The sequence below is a fragment of the Yersinia artesiana genome (assembly GCF_902726545.1).
In the GTDB taxonomy this organism is placed as follows: domain Bacteria; phylum Pseudomonadota; class Gammaproteobacteria; order Enterobacterales; family Enterobacteriaceae; genus Yersinia; species Yersinia artesiana.
Genome location: NZ_CACVAD010000021.1, coordinates 1 through 24,481, shown reverse-complemented (window position 1 = coordinate 24,481; position 24,481 = coordinate 1). Strand labels below are relative to the sequence as shown.

Sequence of the window (24,481 nt, the reverse complement as noted above, 5' to 3'; positions counted from 1 at the left end):
TACGGTGGGTATATTCTTCCAGTATCTATTATTTACGCTTTGCGTTCTGTGGTCGTAACCGTGGTTTCTTCATCGTCAGCGACACACACATCGCATGGCAAATGGCGACCAATCAGGGCGCGATAACCGAATGCACCGACCAATGCGCCGACGATAGGCCCAAAGATGGGTACTAGGAAGTAAGGAATATCACGTCCGCCAGTGAAGGCGATTTCGCCCCAGCCTGCAAAATAAGCAAATAGCTTTGGACCAAAATCACGAGCCGGGTTTAATGCGAACCCAGTCAGTGGCCCCATAGAAGCGCCGATAACGGCAATCAAAATACCAATCAACAATGGCGCCAATGGGCCACGTGGAATGCCGTTGCCATCATCAGTCAGCGCCAGGATCAGACACATCAAAATTGCGGTAATAACAGTTTCAACCAGGAAAGCCTGGAAAACAGAAATGTGTGGATTGGGATAAGTCGAGAAGATGCCAGCCTGATCCAGGCTTTCAACACTGCCGCGTGCTATCTGATGAGTTTGTTCGAAATCGATAAACAGATTGTAGTAGAGGCCGAACACTAAGGCCGCGGCACAAAATGCACCGGCAATTTGCGCCACAATGTAAGGGAGAACTTTGCGGCGATCGAAGCAGGCAAATAACCACAATGCAATGGTGACTGCCGGATTAAGATGTGCGCCTGAAATGGCTGCGGTTAAATAGATGGCCATGGCAACACCCAGGCCCCAAATAATACTAATTTCCCACTGCCCAAAACTGGCCCCAGCCAACTTTAATGCAGCGACACAGCCCACACCAAAAAAGATGAGTAGAGCAGTACCGAGAAACTCCGCGATACATTGGCCCTTCAAGGTCGAACTAGCGGTTTGGCTCATAGTAGATGTCCTAGAGACAGAGATTTATAGGGTATTTCTTATTTTTACCCTTCGAATTATAAAAGGGTTGATGTAAATTTATCGTTAACGAGCACAAACGAGAAATAGCGAAATCAAAATGTGTGTGGTACGTCATAAAAATGAGCGATTTCGCGTTATTCACGGCTGTTAAAGGACTTTGAAAGTGTGATCAGACCAGTACTTTTATCTCCAGTTGTTAAGCGCATGTATAACTTTACAGGATTGGTCGTAGAGGTTTTTCAGTTTTTACTGATGGTTCCTGACATGAAATTGCAACAGAGTGTGGTTTGTACCGGCATGGCGCTAGACAGGGGGGGACTGGCTACATACAATCGCTTTACAAGGGCGGCGCTTTACAAGACCATCGTTTTATCAAGCTGCTTCGCCTGGGCGATGGGACACCTAAAATAGAGTGCGTGCTGCACTCGTTTGATGGATATATAGCGCGATAAATAAGTATTCACAGCAGTTTCATTTATCGATAGTTGCTCCCACTTATGTGGCAACTGAAGTTAACAATGATGACTGCGATCAAGAGATGTACGCCTTGCGACTCATAAGGGGACCGAAGAATGTCATTTGAAGTATTTGAGAAATTGGAAGTTAAAGTTCAGCAGGCGATTGATACCATCACTTTGTTACAGATGGAAATTGAAGAGCTGAAAGAGAAAAATAACACCCTGTCTCAAGAAGTTCAGGAAGCGGCTGGTGGTCGTGAAGCCCTGGTGCGCGAAAATGAGCAACTGAAACAAGAACAGCATGTGTGGCAGGATCGTCTGCGGGCACTGTTGGGAAAGATGGAAGAAGTCTGAGTGCCAGTTGGCTTAAAGCATCACCAACGCGTTGTTGAAAGCCGCTAGTCACATAGCCACGTTGAGTTTGAAGTGCAAATAGGGCGATATCAATATCGCCCTATCTAATAATTATCATATGCAAATCAGAGAGATACTATTCAATATCCAAAGGTTCTTCAGACAAGATGATCCCGGTGTTGTCTGCATACAAGTGGTCACCGGAAAAGAATGTCACCCCGCCAAAATTAACGCGAATATCACTCTCACCAATGCCCTCATCTGCAGCACCGACTGGAATGGCGGCCATCGCCTGGATACCAATATCCAATTCGGCCAGTTCATCAACCTGACGAACAGCGCCGTAAACAACGATGCCTTCCCACTCGTTTTTCAATGCTAAATCAGCAAGTTCAGCATTGATTAATGCACGGCGCACGGAGCCACCGCCATCAACCACTAAAACACGGCCAAGACCATTTTCTTCGAGTAGGTCAAACAACAAGCCGTTATCTTCGAAACATTTTACAGTGGTTATTTTGCCACCAAATGAAGTACGTCCGCCAAAATTGGAGAACAGTGGTTCTACCACATTTATCTCTTCATGATAGATATCACAGAGTTCGGAAGTATCATATTTCATAGGATTAACGTCTGGTTGCGGCTGGGATGCTAAGTATATCCCTTTCTGACCACTGTTGGCAAAATCATCAATTGTTAAATTTCTCCGGGCAGATTTTATCGACCACAACCCGGAGAAAAAAGAGGCGGGATTAACTCAGTACCAGACCGATAGCAAACAGGATATTGGTCAGTAGCGCAGCTTTGACCATATGTTCGAGCATCGGGCGCATGCCAGCGGCGGTAGGGTCACGCAGTACAAACAGCGCGTGTCTGGCTAACAAGGGAATGGCCAGAACAAAGATCCAACCTGCCCAGCTATGCAGATAAAGAATATTGAATAATATCAGGCAGAAGATAGCCGCAATAATCAGCAGGGCATGGTAATAACGTGCGACGACCGGGCCTAAACGCACCGCCAGTGTGTTTTTGCCATTTGCTTTGTCATTTTCGATATCACGCAAATTATTAATATTCAAAACAGCGGTTGCCAGTAAACCACAGGCAGTAGCTGGCAACATGACGATACTGTCAAAGTGGCCAGCCTGAAGATAGTAAGTCCCGGCGACACTCAGCCAGCCGAAGAATACTAATACCGAGATATCACCTAACCCCATATAGCCATAGGGTTTGCTGCCCACGGTGTAGGTAATGGCAGCCACAATTGCCATCAGCCCGAGCAGTAAAAAGCCTAAAACGTCGCTGGGTTTTTCACAAGCCACGGCAATGAGTGCGATACCTGAGATGACGGTCAGACTCACAGTGATGATTAGCGCGACTTTCATCTGGTGGCGCGTAATTATCCCTTTTTGCATGCCGCGCAATGGCCCGATACGCTCTTCGGTATCACTGCCCTTGATGGCATCGCCATAATCATTGGCGAGATTGGACAAAATTTGCAGCAGGCCAGCGGTTAATAAGGCGAGCAATGCGACTGCCGGCTTGAAACTATCGAGCCAGACAGCCAGCGCTGAACCGGTAACGATAGAGGCAAAGGCCAGTGGCAATGTTCTTGGCCGCAGGCTTTCCAGCCAAGCCTGGGTCTGGCTGGTGCTGGTTAAGCGGGTATTAGTTGATTGGCTCATGTTCTGCTTCATTGTATAGGAGTCTGGTCCGCCCATGTCGGCGAGTTAAAAACGTAAAAGCGATCATACGATAAAAATAAGAGTGGGAGGCAGCGCCTCCCACTCTTAATTTGGCGAACCATTTTATCCAGCAAAGGCTTATAAAGCGAATTATAGGATAAAACGACTCAGATCTTCATCTGCAACCAACTCATCCAGGTGCTTACCGACATATGCAGCATCAATAGTAATGGATTGACCATTGCTCTCACTGGCGTCATAAGAGATATCCTCCATCAGACGCTCCAGCACCGTGTGCAAACGGCGTGCGCCGATATTCTCGGTGCGCTCATTAACCTGCCATGCCGCTTCAGCGATTTTACGGATGCCTTCACGGGTAAACTCAACAGTCACCCCTTCAGTTGCCATCAGCGCTTTATACTGCTCAGTTAGTGAAGCACTCGGTTCGGTCAGGATGCGCTCAAAATCATCTGTCGTCAGGGCCTGCAATTCTACCCGAATTGGCAAGCGACCTTGCAATTCAGGGATAAGGTCTGACGGGCTGGAGACCTGGAATGCACCGGAGGCAATAAACAGGATATGGTCAGTTTTCACCATGCCGTGTTTAGTTGATACGGTGCAACCTTCTACCAATGGCAGCAAGTCACGTTGTACCCCTTCGCGGGATACATCCGGGCCTGACGTTTGGCCGCGTTTACAGATTTTATCGATTTCGTCGATAAATACGATCCCGTGCTGCTCGACCGCATCAATCGCCTGCTGTTTCAGTTCTTCTGGATTAACCAGTTTCGCCGCTTCTTCCTCAATCAGCAGTTTAAATGCTTCTTTGATTTTGATTTTGCGCGGTTTTTGTTTTTGCCCAGCAATATTCTGGAACATGGATTGCAACTGGTTAGTCATCTCTTCCATGCCCGGAGGAGCCATGATTTCGACGCCTACCGGCGCAGCCGCCAGATCGATTTCAATCTCTTTGTCATCCAACTGACCTTCACGCAGCTTCTTACGGAAGGCTTGACGTGTCGGCGATGGCTCTTGGGTCTCATCCGGTTGGCCCCAGTTATTCTTGGCCGGTGGGATTAACACATCCAGAATACGTTCTTCGGCTAACTCTTCGGCCCGATAACGCATTTTTTCAATGGATTGATGACGAACCATTTTCACTGCGGCATCGGTCAGATCGCGGATAATAGAGTCCACTTCTTTACCAACATAGCCAACTTCGGTGAATTTAGTCGCTTCTACCTTGATGAACGGAGCATTGGCCAGTTTTGCCAAACGGCGGGCAATTTCAGTTTTACCCACACCGGTTGGGCCGATCATCAGAATATTTTTAGGGGTAACTTCATGGCGCAGCTCTTCGCTAAGCTGCATCCGACGCCAGCGGTTACGCAGGGCAATAGCCACTGCGCGTTTAGCTTTATCCTGGCCGATAATGTAGCTATCAAGTTCGCTGACGATTTCGCGTGGGGTCATTTCAGACATGTCACTCTATCCTTACGCTCTGTATGTTAATAACGTCTAGTACGTTAATTCTTCAATGGTTTGGAAGCGGTTGGTATAGATACAGATATCCCCCGCAATGCTCAGAGATTTCTCAACGATATCTCGTGCACCCAATTCGGTATTTTCTAGCAGCGCGCGCGCAGCAGACTGGGCATAAGGCCCGCCTGAGCCGATAGCAATCAGGTCATCTTCTGGCTGAACCACATCGCCGTTACCGGTGATGATGAGTGATGCAGTTTCGTCCGCGACAGCCAACAATGCCTCAAGTTTGCGTAACATGCGGTCGGTACGCCAATCTTTGGCTAACTCAACGGCAGCTTTAGTCAGGTGGCCCTGATGCATCTCAAGTTTGCGCTCAAATAGCTCAAACAGGGTAAAGGCATCAGCCGTACCGCCAGCAAAACCGGCAATGACTTTATTGTTATAAAGGCGGCGTACTTTTTTAGCGTTGCCCTTCATTACGGTATTGCCCAGAGTGACCTGGCCATCACCACCGATAACGACATGACCATTACGACGTACACTTACAATTGTTGTCACGAGCGGACCCTCGTTGCAGACTGAATGAGTCCCCATACTGAATTCAGAAAAACAGTATGGGGCATATTGAGATTATAAATGGGGGAGGATTATGGCTTTTCAACCCCCAACAGCGAGGGGAATGCATCCTGATTGACCTGCGCCTTTCAAACGCTGTAAGGCTTTATCGGCCGCAGCCTTGGTGCTGTATGGGCCGAGTACCACGCGATTCCAGCCACCGCCTGCGGTAATGCGGCTTTCGATGCCTTCAAATGCCAATTGAGCGCGAATAGATTCAGCCTGGTCAGCGGCTTTGAATGAACCACATTGCACCATCCAGCGTTGTGCTTTTTCTTTCTCTTTTTCCGGCTTCGGTGGTGTTGCTGCCTGTGTTACCGACGCAGTAGGTTGCTGCGTACGCGGCGGTGTGACCTGTGGCTGAGGTGCCGGTATTGGCTGCGTTGTCGTCTGACGTGGCGGCGTTAAGGGCTGCTGCTGCATATTGGTGACCGGTGGTTTGATGGTCACTGCGGAGCGTGGCACCTGCATCCCTTGGTTATATGGCACTTCTGAAAGCTGTGTCGGTTGCTGACGCATATCCGCTTGCATCTGCTCAAGCAATTGGCGCTGCTCATTAGTCAGTTGTGTCTGGGAATTAACTTCACCACCAGCAGACGGTTCTGTTGGTGTTGGCACGCCAATCTGACGATTTTCCAACTCCTTAATATAACGCCAACGCTCTTCCGGTTTCGGCGGCAAGCCATTGCCGGTGCGCGGGTCATGACTAGGCAGTAACGGAAGTTCACCCGGTTTGTTGTGGGTGATGAAATAAAGTCCACCAACAAATACCACTAATAGCGCGACGGCCAGTGCCATCACGGTTTTGGATACTGCTGGAGCACTGCGTTTTTTTCGGCTGGTGCTTTTGCGCCGCGCTCCTGAGCGCCCTCGGCTTACATAATCTCTTTGTGCCACTATCGTTTCGCTGCGTCGTGATGATGGAATAAGTCCGTCATGTTACTGAACCCTTGAATATTTGCCTAGCGTTTAGGCGCAGCAGTACTTTCCCTGATGATTAATTCGGTGTCTAACAAGCGGGAGCCACTTTGTACTGAATGCCCTTGTAACTGTTCAAGCAATAGTAGCATGGCTTGCTGACCAATTTGATAGCGTGGTTGTGCCACGGTGGTCAAGGGGGGATCGCAATACTGTGACAGTTTCAGGTCATCGAAGCCGACCACTGAGATATCCTGCGGGACGCGCAGCCCCATTCTCTTGGCCTGCCACATCGCCCCTATTGCCATGACATCATTGTGACAAAATATTGCTGTAGGGGGGTGAGGTAGCCCCATTAGAGTGGCAAAGGTTTCCGCTCCAGCTTCATAACTAAAATCACCGCGAAGAATATAGTCACTGTCGACCGTAATACCATTACGGCGGAGCGCCTGGATATAACCCTGTAGCCGGTATTGGCATAAGGGGAAATGCTCCGGCCCGGCAACACAGGCAATGCGCTTGTGGCCTAACTCATGCAGATAATTAACGGCTTCATAGGCGGCGGTCAGGTTATCGATATGTACGGTGGGCAGCTCCAGCTCCGGTGCAAACTCGTTTGCCATCACCATCGGCGGCAAATTGCGCTGCTCTTCCTTACTGGCATCAAACGGCAGGTTGGAGCCTAACAGCAACATGCCATCAATTTGTTTAGTGATGATCAGGTTAACGAAAGTTCGCTCTTGCTGGGTTTGTTGTGCGCAATCACCAATTAAGATCAGGTAGCCTTGTTGGGCTGCGGCATGTTCAATGCCCTGAATGATGTCAGCAAAAAAGGGGTCGCTGATATCTGGGACGATAACCAGAATAGTGCGCGACTCATTACGTTTAATATTACGAGATAAAGCGTGAGGGGAGTAGCCCACAGCCAGAACAGCTTGTTCCACTTTTTGCCGGGTCACTGTTGAAACCTTTTCCGGGTTCATCAATGCGCGCGATACCGTCGCAGTTGAAACACCTGCCATTTCGGCAACGTCTTTCATGGTGGCCATGGTGAATTCTTTCTTATGTTCCAACGCCTTTCTCCTTGCTCTGGCTCCGAGCCAGCACTCATGCTCAATGCGGGCTTTCCATCATTCTATACAGATAGTGAGGGCAATTTGTTACCTAATTTGCATTAAAAGTGTGACGGAAGTGGAGTTTTTCGCACTGGCTCGCATAAAGCAGTGTAAACGATTGCTTTGTGATGCCGTTCTACGCCAAAAATCATTGGTGTTACAGCTAACATCGTGGTGGCATCAGCCGCTTAGCTGTCTATGGGGTCAACATCTAATGTCCACTTAACTTTCCGCGCTTGCGGCAAAGTATTGATCAGTGGCTGAGATGTTTTAATCAGTCGTTGCAGTAATTGCCGCGAGGGGTGCTGTAACAATAATTGCCAGCGGAAGCGCCCACCACGTTTCGCCTGTAATGCTGGAACCGGCCCCATAATCCATAATGCATCATCTTTCAGCGGACTGGCTTCCAGTAAATTACGCAATTGTTGCAAAAACAGTGCCGATTGCTGGTTATCGTGGTCTTCACTGCGCACGATGATATGGCTGGTATAAGGCGGTAAAAATACGCTTTTGCGCTCGGCTAGTGCTTGTTTGGCAAAGGCATCGTAGCCCTGTTGCAGCAGGATTTGCAGCAATGGATGCTCAGGGTGATGGGTTTGTAAGATGACCTCGCCTTGCTTACCTGCACGACCCGCACGGCCTGACACTTGCGTATAGAGCTGTGCGAAGCGCTCTGCCGAACGGAAATCTGCCGAGAATAATGCACCGTCGACATCCAGCAAAGCCACCAGAGTCACATCGGGGAAGTGATGACCTTTCGCCAGCATTTGGGTGCCAATCAATATCCGCGCCCCCCCTTGATGCACATCAGCCAGATGCTGTTCCAGCGAGCCTTTGCGGCTGGTGGTATCGCGGTCAATACGGGAGATCGGCGTGTCTGGGAACAGCGGTGCCAGCTCATTTTCTAACTGTTCGGTACCGACACCGACGGACATCAGATGTGTTGAGCCGCATTTAGGGCATTGCTGTGGCACTGGGCGCTGGCTGTCGCAGTGGTGGCAGCGCAATTGGCGGTAATTCTGGTGCAAGGTATAATAGTGGTCACAGCGCTGGCATTCGGCAATCCAGCCACACTCATGGCATAACAACGCGGGTGCGTAACCCCGGCGGTTAAGGAACAGAATCACCTGATTGTCGGCCTGCAAATGGGCTTTCATCCGTTTTAGCAGCGGCTGAGACAGGCCGACTTTGAGTGGCAACCCTTTGAGATCTAGCAAGTGCTGCACTGCCGGTTTGGCATTACCTGCTCGTTTCGATAGTGTTAACTGGCGATATTTACCCATTTGCACATTATGTAAGGTTTCCAGCGCGGGGGTTGCCGTCCCCATCACGATAGGAATACCTTCTTCGCGTGCACGGAATACCGCTAAATCGCGGGCATGGTAACGCCAGCCTTCTTGCTGTTTATAGGAGCTATCATGCTCTTCATCAATAATGATGACGCCGAGACGGGAGAATGGCGTGAACAGCGCGGAGCGAGTCCCTATTACAATGGCGGCTTCGCCATTACGCGCCCGTAGCCAAACGGATAAGCGTTCACTGTCGTTTAAACCGGAATGAAGCACTTCAACTGGCGCATTGAAGCGCTCGCGAAAACGGGCGATAGTTTGCGGTGTTAGGCCAATTTCAGGAACCAAAACCAGCGCCTGACGGCCCTGCGCCAGAATATTTTCCAGCACACTGAGATAAACTTCAGTTTTACCCGATCCCGTTACCCCGGCCAGCAACCAGGCGGCAAACTGAGTATCTTCACTGCGAATCGCCCCGACAGCGGTGGCTTGTTCGGTATTGAGCCGCAGGCGTTCGCCGAGCACGGAAAAACCGTCGCGCCAGTCTGTGGTTGCCACTTCTTGTGCCCGCAGGTCAATTAATCCTTTGCTACGCAATGCTTGCAGCGCACTTTCCGTTAATGCCATTTCATTAACTTGATGGCGATAAACTGGCTTTTGTAATAATGCGGCCAGAGCTTGCTGCTGCTTGGGCGCGCGTTTTAAACTTTCTGGCGGCGTGGCGCGGCCCTGTTCAGTGGCGAACCATTGCCACAAGGGGGCAGATTGCGCGGGTTTTCCCTGACGCAATAGAATGGGCAAGGCGTGGAACAGCACTTCGCCGATGGGATAATGATAATACTCTGTTGCCCAACAAAGAATGCGCCACAGGCTGGGTGGAAATAAGCTGTCACCGTCCAGCACCGCATCAATAGCTTTGAGTTGTTCAAGGGGAAATGCACTGGTCTCGCTGATACCCACGACAATACCGATGGCGTTGCGTTTACCAAATGGCACACTGACGCGAGCACCCACTACCGGGCAGGCCGTGGCACTGTCAAGGCGGTAGTCAAAGGTGCGGGCCAGCGGAACGGGTAACGCCACTTGAACAACGGGCATACATTCTTATCCTGCTAAATAAAATGGTCTAAATAAAAGATTGAATAGTTTACACCGCATGCTACACAATGTGCGGATTCGATTGCACGGCTTGGTCAAATTCTGTATTATTCGCCGCCTTTGATATAGTTTGATATCAAATTCTGTTAGCAACCGTTGTTTGTTTTATCAGCGCTTGTTATTTTCTAATCGTGTGGTGTCTGGCGGAACAGGGCTGGATAGCGACACGGCCTAATATAGAGGTTTCCATGAAACAAGGTATCCACCCTAAATACGACTTAGTTACTGCTTCTTGCTCTTGCGGTAACGTTATCAAGATCAACTCTACTGTTGGTCATGACCTGAATCTGGACGTGTGCGGCGAATGCCACCCGTTCTACACTGGCAAGCAGCGTGATGTTGCGACCGGTGGCCGTGTTGACCGCTTTAACAAGCGTTTCAGCGTGCCGGGTGCTAAGAAGTAATTATTGCCCGTCAGACGAAAAAAGGCCTCCAGGGGCCTTTTTTTCATTTCTACTATCAGGTCCAGATTGAACCGGACGGTAGCTGGAAATCAATATTCCCAGGTATCGGGATCAACACCCAATTCACGCATTAAAATCTTCGCGGCTTCCGGGATTTCATCACTGCGTTCTTTGCGCAGATCTTCGTCATTCGGTAGCGGCTGACCGGTAAATGCATGCAAAAAAGCCTCACACAACAACTCACTGTTGGTGGCATGGCGTAGGTTGTTCACCTGACGGCGGGTCCGTTCATCGGTGAGGATTTTTAAAACCTTCAGCGGAATGGATACCGTAATCTTTTTGACCTGCTCGCTTTTCTTACCGTGTTCAGCGTAAGGGCTGACATACTCGCCGTTCCACTCAGCCATGGGACACCTTAAATTTGTCGGAAAAATACCAAGTTCTGAAAACCGGCCAATTATGCCCGATCTTCGCTGTTCTCACTAAATAAATGTCGATTTTACTAGACTAATGTCACTGAAATAACCTTTTTTGCTATTTATTGATAGCTATTACCTTTCTATGCCATCTTTGTGGTTAAACAAATTCATGGTTAAACAAGGCACCACTGAAACCTGACTGACATCATAAGGATATCTAAAACCTCTATAATTTTAGCGGTTATTATCCCATTGCTCAATCTATACGCAAAGAAGTTTAGATGTCCAGATGTATTGACGTCCGTAATTTGTGCGTCTACTCTGGCGTAACATTTTCTCGATATCCGGTTGGTGGAAATCCATATGACGCGTAAACAGGCAACCATAGCAGTGCGTAGCGGGTTGAACGATGACGAGCAATACGGCTGCGTTGTCCCCCCGATTCACCTCTCCAGTACCTATAATTTTATCGATTTTAATCAGCCGCGCGCCCATGACTATTCTCGTCGCGGTAACCCGACGCGCGATGTGGTGCAACGGGCATTGGCTGAGCTGGAAGGGGGCGCAGGTGCGGTAATGACCAGCAGCGGGATGTCGGCGATTCATTTGGTCTGCACCACCTTCCTTAAACCCGGCGATCTGCTGGTTGCTCCGCATGACTGTTACGGCGGTAGCTATCGTCTGTTCGACAGCTTAAGCAAACGCGGTGCCTATCGGGTGCTGTTTGTTGACCAGGGCGATGACGTGGCATTGAGTCAGGCATTGGCTGAAAAACCCAAGTTGGTTTTGATTGAAACCCCAAGTAACCCGCTGTTGCGAGTGGTGGATATTGCCGCTATCTGCAAAGCCGCACATGCCGTCGGCGCATTAACGGTTTGCGATAACACCTTCCTTAGCCCGGCGTTACAGCAGCCGCTGGCTTTGGGGGCGGATCTGGTGGTGCATTCCTGTACCAAATATCTGAACGGTCATTCTGATGTGGTGGCGGGGGCGGTCATTGCCAAAGATCCTGAGTTGGCTGTCGAGCTGGCATGGTGGGCGAATAATATCGGCGTGACCGGTGCGGCATTTGACAGCTACTTGTTATTACGTGGGTTACGCACGCTGTCACCGCGTATGGCTCAACAGCAGCGTAACGCAGATGAAATTGTCCGCTATTTAGAGCAACAGCCTTTAGTGAAAAAGCTGTATCATCCTTCTCTGCCACAACATCCCGGCCACGAAATTGCTCGCCGTCAGCAGTCAGGTTTTGGTGCGATGCTCAGTTTTGAGCTTGATGGTGATGAGCAGGTATTGCGTCGTTTCCTCTCTGCCCTTGAATTATTTACCCTGGCAGAGTCTTTGGGGGGCGTTGAAAGCCTGATTTCTCATGCCGCGACCATGACCCATGCCGGTATGGCGCCAGAAGCGCGCACTGCCGCTGGTATTACTGATAGTTTATTGCGAATTTCCGTGGGTATCGAAGACAGCGAAGATTTGATTGCCGATCTGGACAATGCTTTCCAGTTGGCGAGACCGAGGTAAGTATGAATGCAACAGCGGTAGCAGCGGCGGTGACCGGCCGTCAACTGCATAAATTTGGTGGTAGTAGTCTTGCGGATGTGAAGTGTTACCTGCGGGTGGCCAATATTATGGCCAACTACAGTCATCCCGGCGACCTTATGGTGGTGTCTGCGGCGGGTAGCACCACTAACCAGCTGATTAGCTGGTTGAAGCTTAGTCAAACTGACCGGCTTTCTGCTCATCAGGTGCAGCAAAACCTGCGTCGTTACCAACATGACCTGATTAGTGGTTTATTGTCGCCAGAAATGGCTGAACCGCTGATTAGTGAGTTTATTCATGATTTGGAACGCCTGGCTGGCCTGTTGGACAACAAAGTCGATGATGCAATCTATGCCGAAGTGGTTGGTCATGGTGAGATTTGGTCGGCCCGCTTGATGTCTGCAGTATTGAACAAACTCGATATGGATGCCGACTGGCTCGATGCTCGCAGTTTCCTGCGTGCTGAACGCGCGGCACAGCCACAAATCGACGAAGGCCGTTCGTATCCGTTGTTGCAGCAATTAATGGCACAACACCCACACCAACGTCTGGTGGTGACGGGGTTTATTTCGCGCAATAACGCCGGTGAAACCGTGTTGTTGGGGCGTAACGGCAGTGACTACTCGGCCACTCAGGTCGGGGCGCTGGCAGGGGTCGAACGTGTTACCATCTGGAGTGATGTGGCGGGGGTATACAGTGCTGATCCGCGCAAAGTGAAAGATGCCTGTTTGTTACCTTTACTGCGACTGGATGAAGCCAGTGAACTGGCTCGGTTGGCGGCCCCGGTGCTGCATACCCGCACCCTACAGCCGGTTTCCGGCAGCGATATTGATTTACAACTGCGTTGTAGCTATCAGCCAGAACAGGGTTCAACCCGTATTGAGCGGGTGTTGGCTTCCGGGTCAGGTGCCAAAATTGTCACCAGTCACGATGATGTCTGCCTGATCGAATTACAGATTGCCGGCCACCATGATTTTTCGCTGGCACAGAAAGAGATTGATTTGCTGCTCAAACGCGCGCAAATCAAGCCGCTGGCTACCGGCATTCACCCTGACCGTAACCTATTGCAACTTTGCTATACCTCCGAAGTGGTTAACAGCGCATTAAGAGTGTTGGAGGATGCCACGCTGCCGGGGAAATTATCCCTGCGCGAGGGGTTGGCTCTGGTCGCTTTGGTCGGCGCTGGGGTTTGCAAGAACCCATTGCATAGCCACCGTTTCTATCAACAACTGAAAGATCAGCCAGTCGAGTTTATTTGGCAGGCGGAAGACGGCATCAGTATGGTTGCGGTGCTGCGTCTCGGGCCGACTGAGCACTTAATTCAGGGCTTACACCAATCACTGTTCCGCGCCGAGAAGCGCATCGGTTTGATGCTGTTTGGTAAAGGTAATATCGGCGCGCGCTGGCTGGAGCTATTTGCCCGTGAGCAGAAGAATATCTCAGCTCGCAGTGGTTTTGAGTTCGTGCTGGCCGGTGTGGTGGATAGCCGCCGCAGCCTGTTGAGCTATGACGGGCTGGACGCTAGCCGGACGCTGGCATTTTATGATGATGAAGCCAAAGAGCAGGATGAAGAATCCTTGTTCTTGTGGATGCGCGCGCACCCATTTGATGATTTGGTGGTGTTGGATGTGACCGCCAGTGAGTCACTTGCCGAGCAGTATCTGGATTTCGCCAGCTATGGTTTTCACGTTATCAGCGCCAATAAATTAGCCGGCGCCTCCAGCAGTAATAATTACCGCCAAATCCGTGATGCTTTTGCCAAAACTGGCCGCCACTGGTTGTATAACGCCACGGTGGGCGCGGGGTTACCGGTCAATCATACCGTGCGCGATTTGCGCGATAGCGGCGACAGTATTCTGGCGATCAGCGGTATTTTCTCTGGCACTCTGTCTTGGTTGTTCTTGCAATTTGACGGCACGGTGCCCTTTACCGAGCTGGTGGATCAAGCCTGGCAACAGGGCTTGACCGAACCCGATCCGCGAGTTGATCTCTCCGGGCAAGACGTGATGCGCAAGCTGGTGATTTTAGCTCGTGAAGCCGGTTATGACATTGAACCGAATCAGGTGCGGGTAGAATCGCTGGTGCCGGCGGGTGCAGATGTTGGATCGGTGGATCAATTTTTTGAAAATGGCGAAGCATTGAATCAGCAAATGATTCAGCGCTTAGAAGCCGCTAATGAAATGGGTCTGGTGCTCCGTTACGTCGCGCGCTTTGATGCCAATGGTAAGGCGCGAGTGGGCGTTGAAGCGGTGCGTGCTGACCATCCGCTAGCCTCCTTGCTGCCGTGCGATAACGTTTTTGCCATCGAGAGCCGTTGGTATCGCGACAACCCGTTGGTTATTCGTGGCCCAGGTGCCGGCCGCGATGTCACCGCCGGTGCTATTCAGTCTGATTTAAACCGCCTGTCCCAGTTGTTGTAATCTGCACTTATTCACCTCCTCTGCCTGTCGCAGGGGAGGCGAAATCGCCATATTTCCTGCTGCATGAATTTTCCGCGCATTACGTGTGAATATTAATCATCGTTCTAAACTTATTTAAAAGTTGACTCTTTAGCCAACTTCGGTCATTTTCTATTTAGACGTCTAAACGTATAGACGCTTATAAAATGACAGATAACATAAGTCGTCAAAATGATGACAATAGGCAATGGGGTAACAGGGTATGAGTTTTTTCCACGCAAACCAGCGGGAAGCGCTGAATCAAAGTTTGGCAGAGCTGCAAGGCCAGATTAATGTTTCTTTTGAGTTTTTCCCGCCGCGTACCAGCGAGATGGAAGATACCCTGTGGAGCTCGATTGACCGCCTGAGCACGCTGAAACCAAAATTTGTCTCAGTGACTTATGGGGCTAACTCCGGTGAGCGTGATCGCACCCACAGTATCATCAAAGGGATTAAAGAGCGCACCGGGCTTGAAGCCGCACCCCATCTGACCTGCATTGATGCCTCTCCTACCCAGCTACGTGAAATTGCGACCGATTACTGGAACAGCGGTATTCGTCATATCGTGGCGCTGCGCGGTGATTTACCACCTGATAGCGGCAAGCCGGAAATGTATGCTTCTGATTTGGTCGGTTTATTAAAGGATGTGGGTGATTTTGATATCTCCGTTGCCGCTTACCCAGAAGTGCATCCCGAAGCCAAAAGTGCGCAAGCTGATCTGATTAATCTGAAACGCAAAATTGATGCCGGTGCCAACCGCGCTATCACTCAGTTTTTCTTTGATGTTGAAAGTTACCTGCGTTTTCGTGACCGCTGTGTAGCGACCGGTATTGATGTTGAAATTGTACCGGGCATCTTGCCGGTATCTAACTTTAAACAACTCCAGCGCTTCGCCACCATGACCAATGTGCGGGTGCCTAATTGGATGACCACTATTTTTGAAGGGCTGGATAACGACCCAGAAACGCGCAAAATGGTCGGTGCATCAGTAGCGATGGATATGGTGAAGATTCTTAGCCGCGAAGGGGTGAAGGATTTCCATTTCTATACCCTCAATCGGGCAGAACTGAGTTATGCAATTTGCCATACGCTGGGGGTCAGGCCGTAGTTAAAGTTAAACCCGTCAGGTGAAATAGGGTGCACTTCAGGCTGATGGGTTTGCTATATAGAATTAATTATTAAACTGTCGATGCGAGCTAATATTGGTGTTTAAGCCAATAGTACGACTGATGGTAGGATTGTGAGACTTATTATTGTCTTGTGTTTTAATGGCTTTCATCTCGAGTTTGTTAAAAGTATTGTTTGACTCTATTTGGGGTGCTGGCATTTTCTTCGATAGTGAATTAATTTCTTTCAGAAGGTCTTTAAGTTGCCCTTTTTTGTTTGCAAATATCGATGTTTTCTGTCCTACAAGACGTGTTTGCGAACTTATAATATTTGTTTTTAACTCTGATAACGTTTTAGTGTTATCACTTGTAAAAGCACCATTTCCTAATCCTCCACTAGTATTTTTTACTCCTTCCAACCGAGTTCTTAAATTATTTATTTCGCTGGTCGTAACTTTTTGAGGTTTGGTGCTAGCTATGTTAGCCATGCTGAGACGAGCTGCTCTTCCGATATTCATTGTCTTACTCCTAATAATTTTAATAAAAATGGTTTTATAAGGCGCAATAATGAACTGGCGGCCAATAGCAATCTTTCATAAACCGATTTAAAAAATACCAGCTATTGGTTGAGTGAATTTAATATATTGATTTAGAAATAAAAAAGCGGGCGCTCGGCCCGCTTTGTCTTTTTATTCTCGATAATTCTACTAGTGACTAACCAGTATTGCGCATCCCTGCCGCCACCCCAGCAATAGTTACCATCAATGCTTGCTCAACGCGGGCATCGGCGGCATTTTCTTGCTGGCGCGAACGGTGCAACAGCTCGGCTTGCAGCACGTTTAGTGGGTCGGTATAGACATTACGCAGCGCAATCGACTCGGCAATCCACGGTAAATCCGCCATCAAGTGGTCATCGTTGGCAATAGCCAGCACCACTTTAATATCGGCTTCCAGTTGATCGCGTAGTTGCTGGCCTAACGGCCACAATGATTTATCCACCAGACGCTGATCGTAATATTCAGCCAGCCACAAATCGGCTTTGGCAAACACCATCTCCAGCATACCAATGCGGGTTGAGAAGAACGGCCAGTCACGACACATGGTGGCTAATACTTCTTTCTTACCTGCATCGATGGCTTTCTGTAAGCCGGCACCGGCACCCAGCCAGGCTGGTAACATCAGTCGGTTTTGCGTCCAGGCGAAGATCCACGGAATAGCACGCAGGCTTTCAACTCCGCCGTTCGGGCGGCGCTTGGCTGGGCGCGAACCCAATGGCAGCTTGCCCAATTCCAATTCAGGGGTGGCGGCGCGGAAGTAAGGAACGAACTGTGGATTTTCACGCACATAGCCGCGATACATCTCACAAGAGGCATCAGACAGAATATCCATCACCTCATTCCACTCTTTCTTCGGTTCCGGCGGTGGCAACAAATTGGCTTCCAGCACCGCACTGGCATACAGGGCCAGACTGCTGATGGTGACTTCCGGCAGACCAAACTTAAAGCGAATCATCTCACCTTGTTCGGTGACACGTAAGCCGCCTTTCAGACTGCCCGGAGGCTGAGAAAGCAGTGCGGCATGGGCGGGTGCACCACCACGGCCGATAGAACCGCCGCGACCATGAAACAGTGTCAGGGAGATACCGGCTTTTTCGCAGGTTTTGATTAATGCATCTTGTGCCCGATATTGCGCCCAGGACGCGGCCATCACACCGGCATCTTTCGCCGAGTCAGAATAGCCAATCATCACCATCTGCTTGCCCTGGATCAGGCCGCGATACCAGTCGATATTCAGTAGCTGGGTCATCACGTCATCGGCATTGTTCAGGTCATCGAGCGTTTCGAACAATGGCGCGACCGGTAGAGTGAACGGGCAACCCGCCTCTTTCAGCAGTAAATGCACCGCCAGCACATCCGATGGCACTTTCGCCATGGAAATCACATAAGCGGCGATAGAACCTTGCGGCGCTTCGGCAATCACCCGACAGGTTTCTAACACTTCTTGGGTATCGGCACTGGGTTCCCATTTCAGCGGAACCAGTGGGCGCTTAGAGTTCAATTCACGGATCAGGAAGGCTTGTTTGTCCGCTTCAGACCAGCTTTCATAATCACCGAGGCCCAGATAGCGGGTCAGTTCAGCAATCGCATCGGTATGACGGGTGCTTTCCTGACGCACATCGATACGCACCAATGGCACACCAAAACAGCGCACGCGGCGTAAGGTATCGAGTAACTGGCCGTTGGCGATGATCTCCATGCCACAGGCTTTTAGGGATTGATAACAGGCGTATAGCGGATCCCACAGTTGGTCATTGCTGACCAGTAAATCCGTTGGCGGTAATACGCGCTCGCCCTTCAGACGTGCTTCCAGATAAGCCTGAGTATTGGTCAACTGAGTGCGCACGCGTTTCATCAGTTCACGATAAGGTTCGAGCACCTCTTCGCCGCCCGCTAATTCACGCAGTTCCGGCGTACATTCCGACATGGAAAGCTCTGACACCAATACCTGAATGTCGCGCAGGAATAAATCGGTCGCTTTCCAACGGCTGAGTAACAGCACATGGCGGGTAATTTCAGCGGTGACATTCGGGTTACCGTCACGGTCGCCACCCATCCATGAAGTGAAGCGGATCGGCACCGCCTCTACCGGCAAGCGGTAATCGAGGGAGTTTTGCAACTGCTCGTTAAATTCACGCAGGAAAGCTGGCACACCTTCCCATAAGCTGTTTTCAACCACAGCAAAGCCCCATTTGGCTTCATCAACCGGGGAAGGGCGGATTTTACGAATTTCGTCGGTATGCCATGATTGTGCGACTAACTGCCGCAAACGACGCATGATCTTGTTGCGTTCGTAATCGGCTAAATCATTGTGATCCAACTGGCTCAGGCAGGTATTCACTTCGACCAGTTTATGAATCAGAGTACGGCGAGTAATTTCGGTTGGGTGAGCGGTCAATACCAGTTCAATGGATAACTCATCAACCGCGCTGCGCATGTCTTGCTCGCTCAGCTTTTTGTTTTTTAAGCGGGTGAACAGTTGGGCCAGAGCTTCCGGGTTACTTGCGGCTTCGCCATGCGGTGAAATGCTGTGATATTGCTCTGCCGTATTCGTCAGATTGAGGAATTGGCTAAAAGCACGGGCGACCGGCAGCAGTTCGTCGTTGGATAAATTTTGCAGTGTCGTCAGTAGCTCCTGACGGCTCGCTTCATTACCGGCACGCGAAGATTTGGATAATTTACGGATGGTTTCTACTTTTTCAAGGATGTGTTCACCGAGCGCTTCCTTGATGGTGTCCCCGAGTAGCGTACCGAGCATACTGACGTTACTTCGCATTGCGGAATATTGTTCGTTCATATGATTTCTTTTAGTACCCTTCGTAACTTGATGAGTATGTAAATTAATTTCACCCAAGATGCTGAGATGGAAAAATCCACTCGCCACGTTCAATTCCATACCCCAATTGACACTATTTTCAGCAAAAAAACATCATTTTTGGGGATATTTCTGAAATTTAATTACCAGAGGCAGGTTATCAGTCTTTCTAATGGGCAAAATTGATCACCTACCCCATAAGAGGTAACTATTGCTGGCAGAAATGATCGACTAATTGACCAATCAGCTCACGCGTTGGCTCGATAAAGGCCATGTCGATAAATTCATCCGGCTGATGGGCTTGATTGATGGAACCTGGCCCCAGCACCAATGTCGGGCAGATTTGCTGAATAAACGGGGCTTCGGTGCAGTAGTTCACCACCGCCGTGCGCTCACCCAGTAATTTCTCGATAACCCCGACCATATGATGATCTGTCGGACATTCATAGCCCGGAATCGGTGGATGCAGTTGGTCAATGCTCAAGCGGCCCGGCCAGCGCTCACTAACAGGGGCCAGTGCTTCGGTCATTAATTCATCCAGATCACTTAATGTCAGCCCCGGCAATGGGCGGATATCCATATGTAATTCACAGCAAGCACAGATTCGGTTTGCAGCATCACCACCATTAATATGACCAAAATTCATGGTGGGATAAGGGATAGCAAATGCCGGGTTGTTATAGCGCTCTTGCAGGGTGGTACGCAGCTTCATTAGCTCGGTAATCGATTCATGCATCAAATCAATAGCATTCACGCCGCGCGCTGGATCACTGGAGTGACCGGACTGACCGGTAATACGAATCGCATTGGAAATATGCCCTTTATGCGCACGCACCGGTTGCAGTGATGTTGGCTCACCGATAATGGCAAAGTCAGGGCGTAATTGGGTGGAAGCGGCAAAATAGCGGGCGCCCGCCATGGTGGTTTCTTCATCGGCGGTTGCGAGGATATACAGCGGCTTACCCAATGTACTGGCATCGATATCACGCACCGCATCAAGAATAAAGGCAAAGAAGCCTTTCATGTCGGCAGTACCCAGACCATACAATTTATTGTCATGTTCGGTCAGAGTGAAAGGGTCGCGTGTCCAGCGACCTTCATCGTAAGGCACGGTATCGGTATGACCGGCCAATAGCAGGCCGCCACTACCCTCTCCGCTGCTTTTTTTGCCGACAGAGTTTTCACCAATAGAGGCAAGCAGATTAAATTTGTGGCGTGTATCCGGTACCGGCTGGATTTCGACGCGGAAACCCAGATCAGCAAACCATCCGGCCAACAAGTTGATTAACGCCTCATTACTTTGATCGAGGGCGCTATCGGTTGCGCTGATCGATGGCGTTGCGATTAGCGCCCGATACAGCTCAATAAATGGAGGTAATTTCATCTTCACTGTTGACAGCCTTTGGTTAGGGTAGTATCAATATTCATGCATTAATTATGAATAAAAATACATTAAGCTTGAGCGTAAGGGAACCTAAAAACACCCTTAAATTTACGAAAATGTCAATGCTCAATCACGTGGGAGAACAGTAAAACCTTGCTGAGAACCCAAATACCGGTTTTGACTACTTATGTCCCAGAAGGCCCCCATGTTAAATACACTAATTGTTGGTGCCAGCGGTTATGCCGGAGCGGAGCTTACGGCTTACCTTAATCGTCACCCACATATGAACATAACCGGTTTAACGGTTTCAGCGCAAAGTGCAGATGCAGGAAAATTGCTTTCTGATCTGCATCCGCAACTAAAAGGCATCATTGATCTTCCGCTGCAACCCTTGGTGGATGTGACTCAAGCGGCAAAAGGTGTGGATGTTGTCTTCCTCGCCACCGCTCACGAGGTCAGCCATGATTTAGCGCCACAATTCCTGGCGGCGGGTTGTGTGGTATTCGATCTCTCCGGCGCATTCCGCGTTCAGGATACGGCGTTTTATAGTCAATATTACGGTTTTGAGCATCAACATGCCGATTGGCTGGATAAAGCGGTCTATGGATTAGCTGAATGGCAGGCTGAACAAATTAAGCAGGCCCAATTGATCGCGGTACCAGGTTGTTATCCAACCGCATCCCAACTGGCGCTTAAGCCGTTGGTTGATGGTGATTTGCTCAATGATGCGCAATGGCCAGTCATTAATGCCGTCAGCGGTGTTAGTGGCGCGGGGCGTAAAGCCAGTATTGGCAACAGTTTCTGTGAAGTGAGTTTGCAGCCGTATGGTTTGTTTAATCATCGTCATCAGCCGGAAATTGTCGCCCACCTTGGCACACCGGTGATTTTTACCCCGCATCTGGGAAATTTCGCCCGCGGTATTTTGGCGACCATTACCTGCCGCCTGAAAGCGGGTGTAACGGCACAAGATATCGCCGAGGCATACCACAATGCCTATCAGGATAAGCCACTGGTGCGCCTCTATAAGCAAGGTGTACCGGCGCTGAAAGCGGTGGTGGGTCTACCTTTCTGTGATATCGGTTTCTCTGTGCAGGGTGAACATTTAATTATTGTCGCGACAGAAGATAACCTACTGAAAGGCGCGGCGGCCCAAGCGGTGCAATGCATGAATATACGTTTTGGCTTTGCGGAAACCCAATCTCTGTTGTGAGCAATAAAACGCTAAGCAGCAGAAGTTGTAACCGAGTCGGAACTGACATTTTTTCTAATTATATTGAGGCGAAACATGATAAACCCGTTGGTCATTAAATTAGGTGGCGTGTTGCTCGACAGCGAAGAAGCGCTGGAACGCCTGTTTACTGCATTGGTGACCTATCGTGAGAAGCATGAGCGCCCGCTTGTGATTATGCACGGTGGTGGTTGCCTGGTTGATGATCTGATGAAAAAACTCGCGTTGCCGGTGGTGAAGAAAAACGGCCTGCGTGTGACGCCAGCAGATCAAATTGACATTATTACCGGTGCATTGGCAGGTACTGCCAACAAAACATTGCTGGCCTGGGCGGTTAAACATGACATCAATGCCGTTGGCTTATGCTTGGGTGATGGTAATACCGTGTCGGTCACCCCGCTGGATGCGGCACTTGGTCATGTGGGCAAAGCCGAAGCTGGCTCACCGGCTTTAGTGCAAACCTTACTGGCTGCAAATTACATGCCAATCATCAGCTCTATTGGTATCACCAAAGAGGGCAGCCTGATGAATGTAAATGCCGATCAGGCCGCGACGGCTTTGGCCGCGACATTGGGAGCCGATTTAATTTTGCTATCGGATGTCAGTGGGATTTTAGATGGCAAAGGCCAACGCATTGCTGAAATGACCGCACAGAAAGCCGAGCAACTGATTGCGCAGGGCATCATCACTGACGGCATGGTGGTTAAAGTGAATGCCGCGCTGGATGCGGCTCGTTCATTGGGCCGTCCGGTGGATATCGCCAGTTGGCGTCATGCAGATCAGTTACCGGCGTTGTTTAACGGTGTGCCAATTGGCACGCGTATTCTGGCCTAAATACCCTTCTTATTTGAAGTTGCAGCGGTGTTAGCGGCTCTTACTCACCCGAATCACTGACTTGAGTCAGCTCAACGGGATTCGTGCGTTTGCTGCCTTGCTGCCACTCCAACTACTTTGGGTATATTATGAGTTTTTATTCTGAAACTAGGGAAGAAAGATTATGGCATTGTGGGGCGGACGGTTCAGTCAGGCGGCAGATCAGCGTTTTAAGCAATTTAATGATTCCCTGCGGTTTGATTACCGACTGGCAGAGCAGGACATTATAGGTTCTGTTGCCTGGTCGAAAGCACTGGTCACAGTTGGCGTTTTAACGGCGGCCGAACAGCAACAACTTGAGCAGGCGCTCTCTGTTTTATTAGAGGAAGTTCAGGCCGATCCACAGGCTATTTTGAACAGTGATGCCGAAGATATTCACAGTTGGGTAGAAACAAAACTGATTGATAAAGTAGGCGATTTAGGCAAAAAACTGCATACCGGGCGCAGCCGTAACGACCAGGTGGCAACTGACCTGAAATTGTGGTGCAAATTCCAGATAACCGAGTTAAAAACCGCCGTGCAGCAATTGCAACAAGCGCTGGTTATCACTGCCGAAGCCAATCAGGATGCCGTGATGCCGGGTTATACCCATTTGCAGCGCGCTCAACCTGTGACCTTTGCACACTGGTGCCTGGCCTATGCTGAAATGCTGGCCCGTGATGAAAGCCGCCTGCAAGATACCTTGAAACGTCTGGATGTCAGCCCGTTAGGCAGTGGCGCTTTAGCTGGAACGGCCTACGCTATCGATCGCGAACAACTGGCGGGTTGGTTAGGTTTTGCTTCGGCCACTCGTAATAGTCTGGACAGCGTTTCTGACCGTGACCATGTGTTGGAATTATTGTCTGATGCCAGTATTGGTATGGTGCATTTGTCCCGTTTTGCTGAAGATCTTATTTTCTTCAACAGCGGTGAAGCTGCTTTTGTCGATTTATCGGATCGTGTTACATCTGGCTCTTCCCTGATGCCGCAAAAGAAAAATCCAGATGCGCTGGAATTAATCCGTGGGAAATGTGGTCGGGTACAGGGCGCATTGACTGGGATGATGATGACGCTCAAAGGCCTGCCTCTGGCTTATAACAAAGACATGCAAGAAGACAAAGAAGGGCTGTTTGATGCGCTGGATACCTGGCTTGACTGCTTGCATATGGCGGCGTTGGTGCTGGATGGCATTCAGGTGAAACGCCCACGTTGCAAAGAAGCGGCTGAGCAAGGTTATGCCAATGCGACTGAGTTAGCTGATTATCTGGTCGCCAAAGGCGTACCATTCCGCGAGGCACACCATATTGTCGGTGAAGCGGTGGTTGAGGCGATTCGTCAGGGGAAAGCATTAGAGGCGCTATCCCTAAGTGATTTGCAAAAATTTAGTGCAGTCATTGGCGATGATGTTTATCCGATCCTGGCGTTGCAATCTTGTTTAGATAAGCGTGTTGCTAAAGGTGGTGTTTCACCCCAACAAGTCGCATCGGCCATTGTCGAGGCTAAAGCGCGTTTATTTTAATTCGCAGAGTATTGGTTAATGTTGAAGCGGGCCACAATTAGTGTGGCCCGTTTTGCGTTATAAATACTTAAATATATTTTATTCGTTACTCGTTTTATTTATAAAGTTTTAATCCGTGTAACAGCTATTGCTATTTATCCATTATTTATTTCTTCTATTAAATCAATACCATCAGCAACCTGCCATTTTATTCTTAATAGACAGTTGAGTTTATAACCACAAATGATTATGATAATTA

The 24,481-nt window shown here is 49.6% G+C and carries 20 protein-coding genes; 8 read left to right on the top strand and 12 right to left on the bottom strand.

Annotated features, from left to right (window positions below):
* Positions 1-32: 32 nt before the first annotated feature.
* Positions 33-881 (bottom strand): MIP/aquaporin family protein, encoded by an 849-nt coding sequence (locus HU019_RS09000; RefSeq protein ID WP_174848467.1) that lies wholly within the window; start codon positions 879-881, stop codon positions 33-35.
* A gap of 593 nt (positions 882-1,474) precedes the next feature.
* On the opposite strand from HU019_RS09000, the gene zapB reads away from it, so the two are divergent.
* On the top strand, positions 1,475-1,714 hold the full coding sequence (gene zapB / locus HU019_RS08995; RefSeq protein ID WP_004392238.1) for a septal ring assembly protein ZapB: 240 nt from the start codon (positions 1,475-1,477) through the stop codon (positions 1,712-1,714).
* A gap of 136 nt (positions 1,715-1,850) precedes the next feature.
* On the opposite strand, the gene rraA is transcribed toward zapB, so the two are convergent.
* From rraA to priA, 7 genes are all read right to left on the bottom strand, one after another.
* The gene (gene rraA / locus HU019_RS08990; protein WP_174848468.1) at positions 1,851-2,336 is read right to left on the bottom strand and encodes a ribonuclease E activity regulator RraA; all 486 of its coding nucleotides are present in this window, start codon (positions 2,334-2,336) and stop codon (positions 1,851-1,853) included.
* Positions 2,337-2,466: 130 nt separating this feature from the next.
* Positions 2,467-3,399, bottom strand: a complete 933-nt coding sequence (locus tag HU019_RS08985; protein ID WP_174848469.1) for a 1,4-dihydroxy-2-naphthoate polyprenyltransferase — start codon at positions 3,397-3,399, stop codon at positions 2,467-2,469.
* A gap of 150 nt (positions 3,400-3,549) precedes the next feature.
* The gene (hslU, locus tag HU019_RS08980) at positions 3,550-4,881 is read right to left on the bottom strand and encodes an HslU--HslV peptidase ATPase subunit (RefSeq protein ID WP_174848470.1); all 1,332 of its coding nucleotides are present in this window, start codon (positions 4,879-4,881) and stop codon (positions 3,550-3,552) included.
* A 36-nt stretch (positions 4,882-4,917) separates the two neighbouring features.
* Complete coding sequence (gene hslV, locus HU019_RS08975) at positions 4,918-5,442, bottom strand: ATP-dependent protease subunit HslV (protein WP_004714422.1); 525 nt, start codon at positions 5,440-5,442, stop codon at positions 4,918-4,920.
* 99 nt (positions 5,443-5,541) lie between these two features.
* Complete coding sequence (ftsN, locus tag HU019_RS08970) at positions 5,542-6,396, bottom strand: cell division protein FtsN (RefSeq protein ID WP_174848471.1); 855 nt, start codon at positions 6,394-6,396, stop codon at positions 5,542-5,544.
* Between the two features lie 65 nt (positions 6,397-6,461).
* Entirely contained in the window at positions 6,462-7,490 is a 1,029-nt protein-coding gene (cytR, locus tag HU019_RS08965) for a DNA-binding transcriptional regulator CytR (protein ID WP_174848472.1), read from the bottom strand.
* Positions 7,491-7,720: 230 nt separating this feature from the next.
* Positions 7,721-9,919: a primosomal protein N' gene (priA, locus tag HU019_RS08960; protein WP_174848473.1), complete on the bottom strand. Its 2,199-nt coding sequence runs from the start codon at positions 9,917-9,919 to the stop codon at positions 7,721-7,723.
* Between the two features lie 248 nt (positions 9,920-10,167).
* Here priA and rpmE point away from each other — a divergent pair, with 248 nt between their 5' ends.
* Positions 10,168-10,383: a 50S ribosomal protein L31 gene (gene rpmE, locus HU019_RS08955; protein ID WP_005163858.1), complete on the top strand. Its 216-nt coding sequence runs from the start codon at positions 10,168-10,170 to the stop codon at positions 10,381-10,383.
* A gap of 89 nt (positions 10,384-10,472) precedes the next feature.
* Here rpmE and metJ read toward each other — a convergent pair whose 3' ends face one another.
* Positions 10,473-10,790 (bottom strand): met regulon transcriptional regulator MetJ, encoded by a 318-nt coding sequence (metJ, locus tag HU019_RS08950; protein ID WP_004392248.1) that lies wholly within the window; start codon positions 10,788-10,790, stop codon positions 10,473-10,475.
* Positions 10,791-11,165: 375 nt separating this feature from the next.
* Here metJ and metB point away from each other — a divergent pair, with 375 nt between their 5' ends.
* The 3 genes from metB to metF all read left to right on the top strand — a co-directional run bounded on the left by metB (position 11,166) and on the right by metF (position 15,890).
* On the top strand, positions 11,166-12,326 hold the full coding sequence (gene metB / locus HU019_RS08945) for a cystathionine gamma-synthase (RefSeq protein ID WP_005175839.1): 1,161 nt from the start codon (positions 11,166-11,168) through the stop codon (positions 12,324-12,326).
* Positions 12,327-12,328: 2 nt separating this feature from the next.
* Positions 12,329-14,764: a bifunctional aspartate kinase/homoserine dehydrogenase II gene (locus HU019_RS08940; protein ID WP_050076959.1), complete on the top strand. Its 2,436-nt coding sequence runs from the start codon at positions 12,329-12,331 to the stop codon at positions 14,762-14,764.
* 241 nt (positions 14,765-15,005) lie between these two features.
* Positions 15,006-15,890 carry a methylenetetrahydrofolate reductase gene (gene metF, locus HU019_RS08935; protein ID WP_174848474.1) on the top strand — a complete coding sequence of 295 codons (885 nt, stop codon included), beginning with the start codon at positions 15,006-15,008 and terminating at the stop codon, positions 15,888-15,890.
* A 63-nt stretch (positions 15,891-15,953) separates the two neighbouring features.
* On the opposite strand, the gene HU019_RS08930 is transcribed toward metF, so the two are convergent.
* The 3 genes from HU019_RS08930 to argE all read right to left on the bottom strand — a co-directional run bounded on the left by HU019_RS08930 (position 15,954) and on the right by argE (position 20,644).
* Positions 15,954-16,406, bottom strand: a complete 453-nt coding sequence (locus HU019_RS08930; RefSeq protein ID WP_174848475.1) for a hypothetical protein — start codon at positions 16,404-16,406, stop codon at positions 15,954-15,956.
* 196 nt (positions 16,407-16,602) lie between these two features.
* A complete protein-coding gene (gene ppc, locus HU019_RS08925) occupies positions 16,603-19,242 on the bottom strand; it encodes a phosphoenolpyruvate carboxylase (RefSeq protein ID WP_174848476.1) in 2,640 nt (879 codons plus the stop codon).
* A 226-nt stretch (positions 19,243-19,468) separates the two neighbouring features.
* Positions 19,469-20,644 (bottom strand): acetylornithine deacetylase, encoded by a 1,176-nt coding sequence (gene argE, locus HU019_RS08920; protein WP_174848481.1) that lies wholly within the window; start codon positions 20,642-20,644, stop codon positions 19,469-19,471.
* Positions 20,645-20,849: 205 nt separating this feature from the next.
* Here argE and argC point away from each other — a divergent pair, with 205 nt between their 5' ends.
* The 3 genes from argC to argH all read left to right on the top strand — a co-directional run bounded on the left by argC (position 20,850) and on the right by argH (position 24,243).
* Entirely contained in the window at positions 20,850-21,854 is a 1,005-nt protein-coding gene (gene argC, locus HU019_RS08915; RefSeq protein ID WP_174848477.1) for an N-acetyl-gamma-glutamyl-phosphate reductase, read from the top strand.
* A gap of 75 nt (positions 21,855-21,929) precedes the next feature.
* A complete protein-coding gene (argB, locus tag HU019_RS08910) occupies positions 21,930-22,706 on the top strand; it encodes an acetylglutamate kinase (RefSeq protein WP_019084401.1) in 777 nt (258 codons plus the stop codon).
* Between the two features lie 163 nt (positions 22,707-22,869).
* Positions 22,870-24,243: an argininosuccinate lyase gene (gene argH, locus HU019_RS08905; protein ID WP_174848478.1), complete on the top strand. Its 1,374-nt coding sequence runs from the start codon at positions 22,870-22,872 to the stop codon at positions 24,241-24,243.
* The last annotated feature ends 238 nt before the right edge of the window (positions 24,244-24,481 follow it).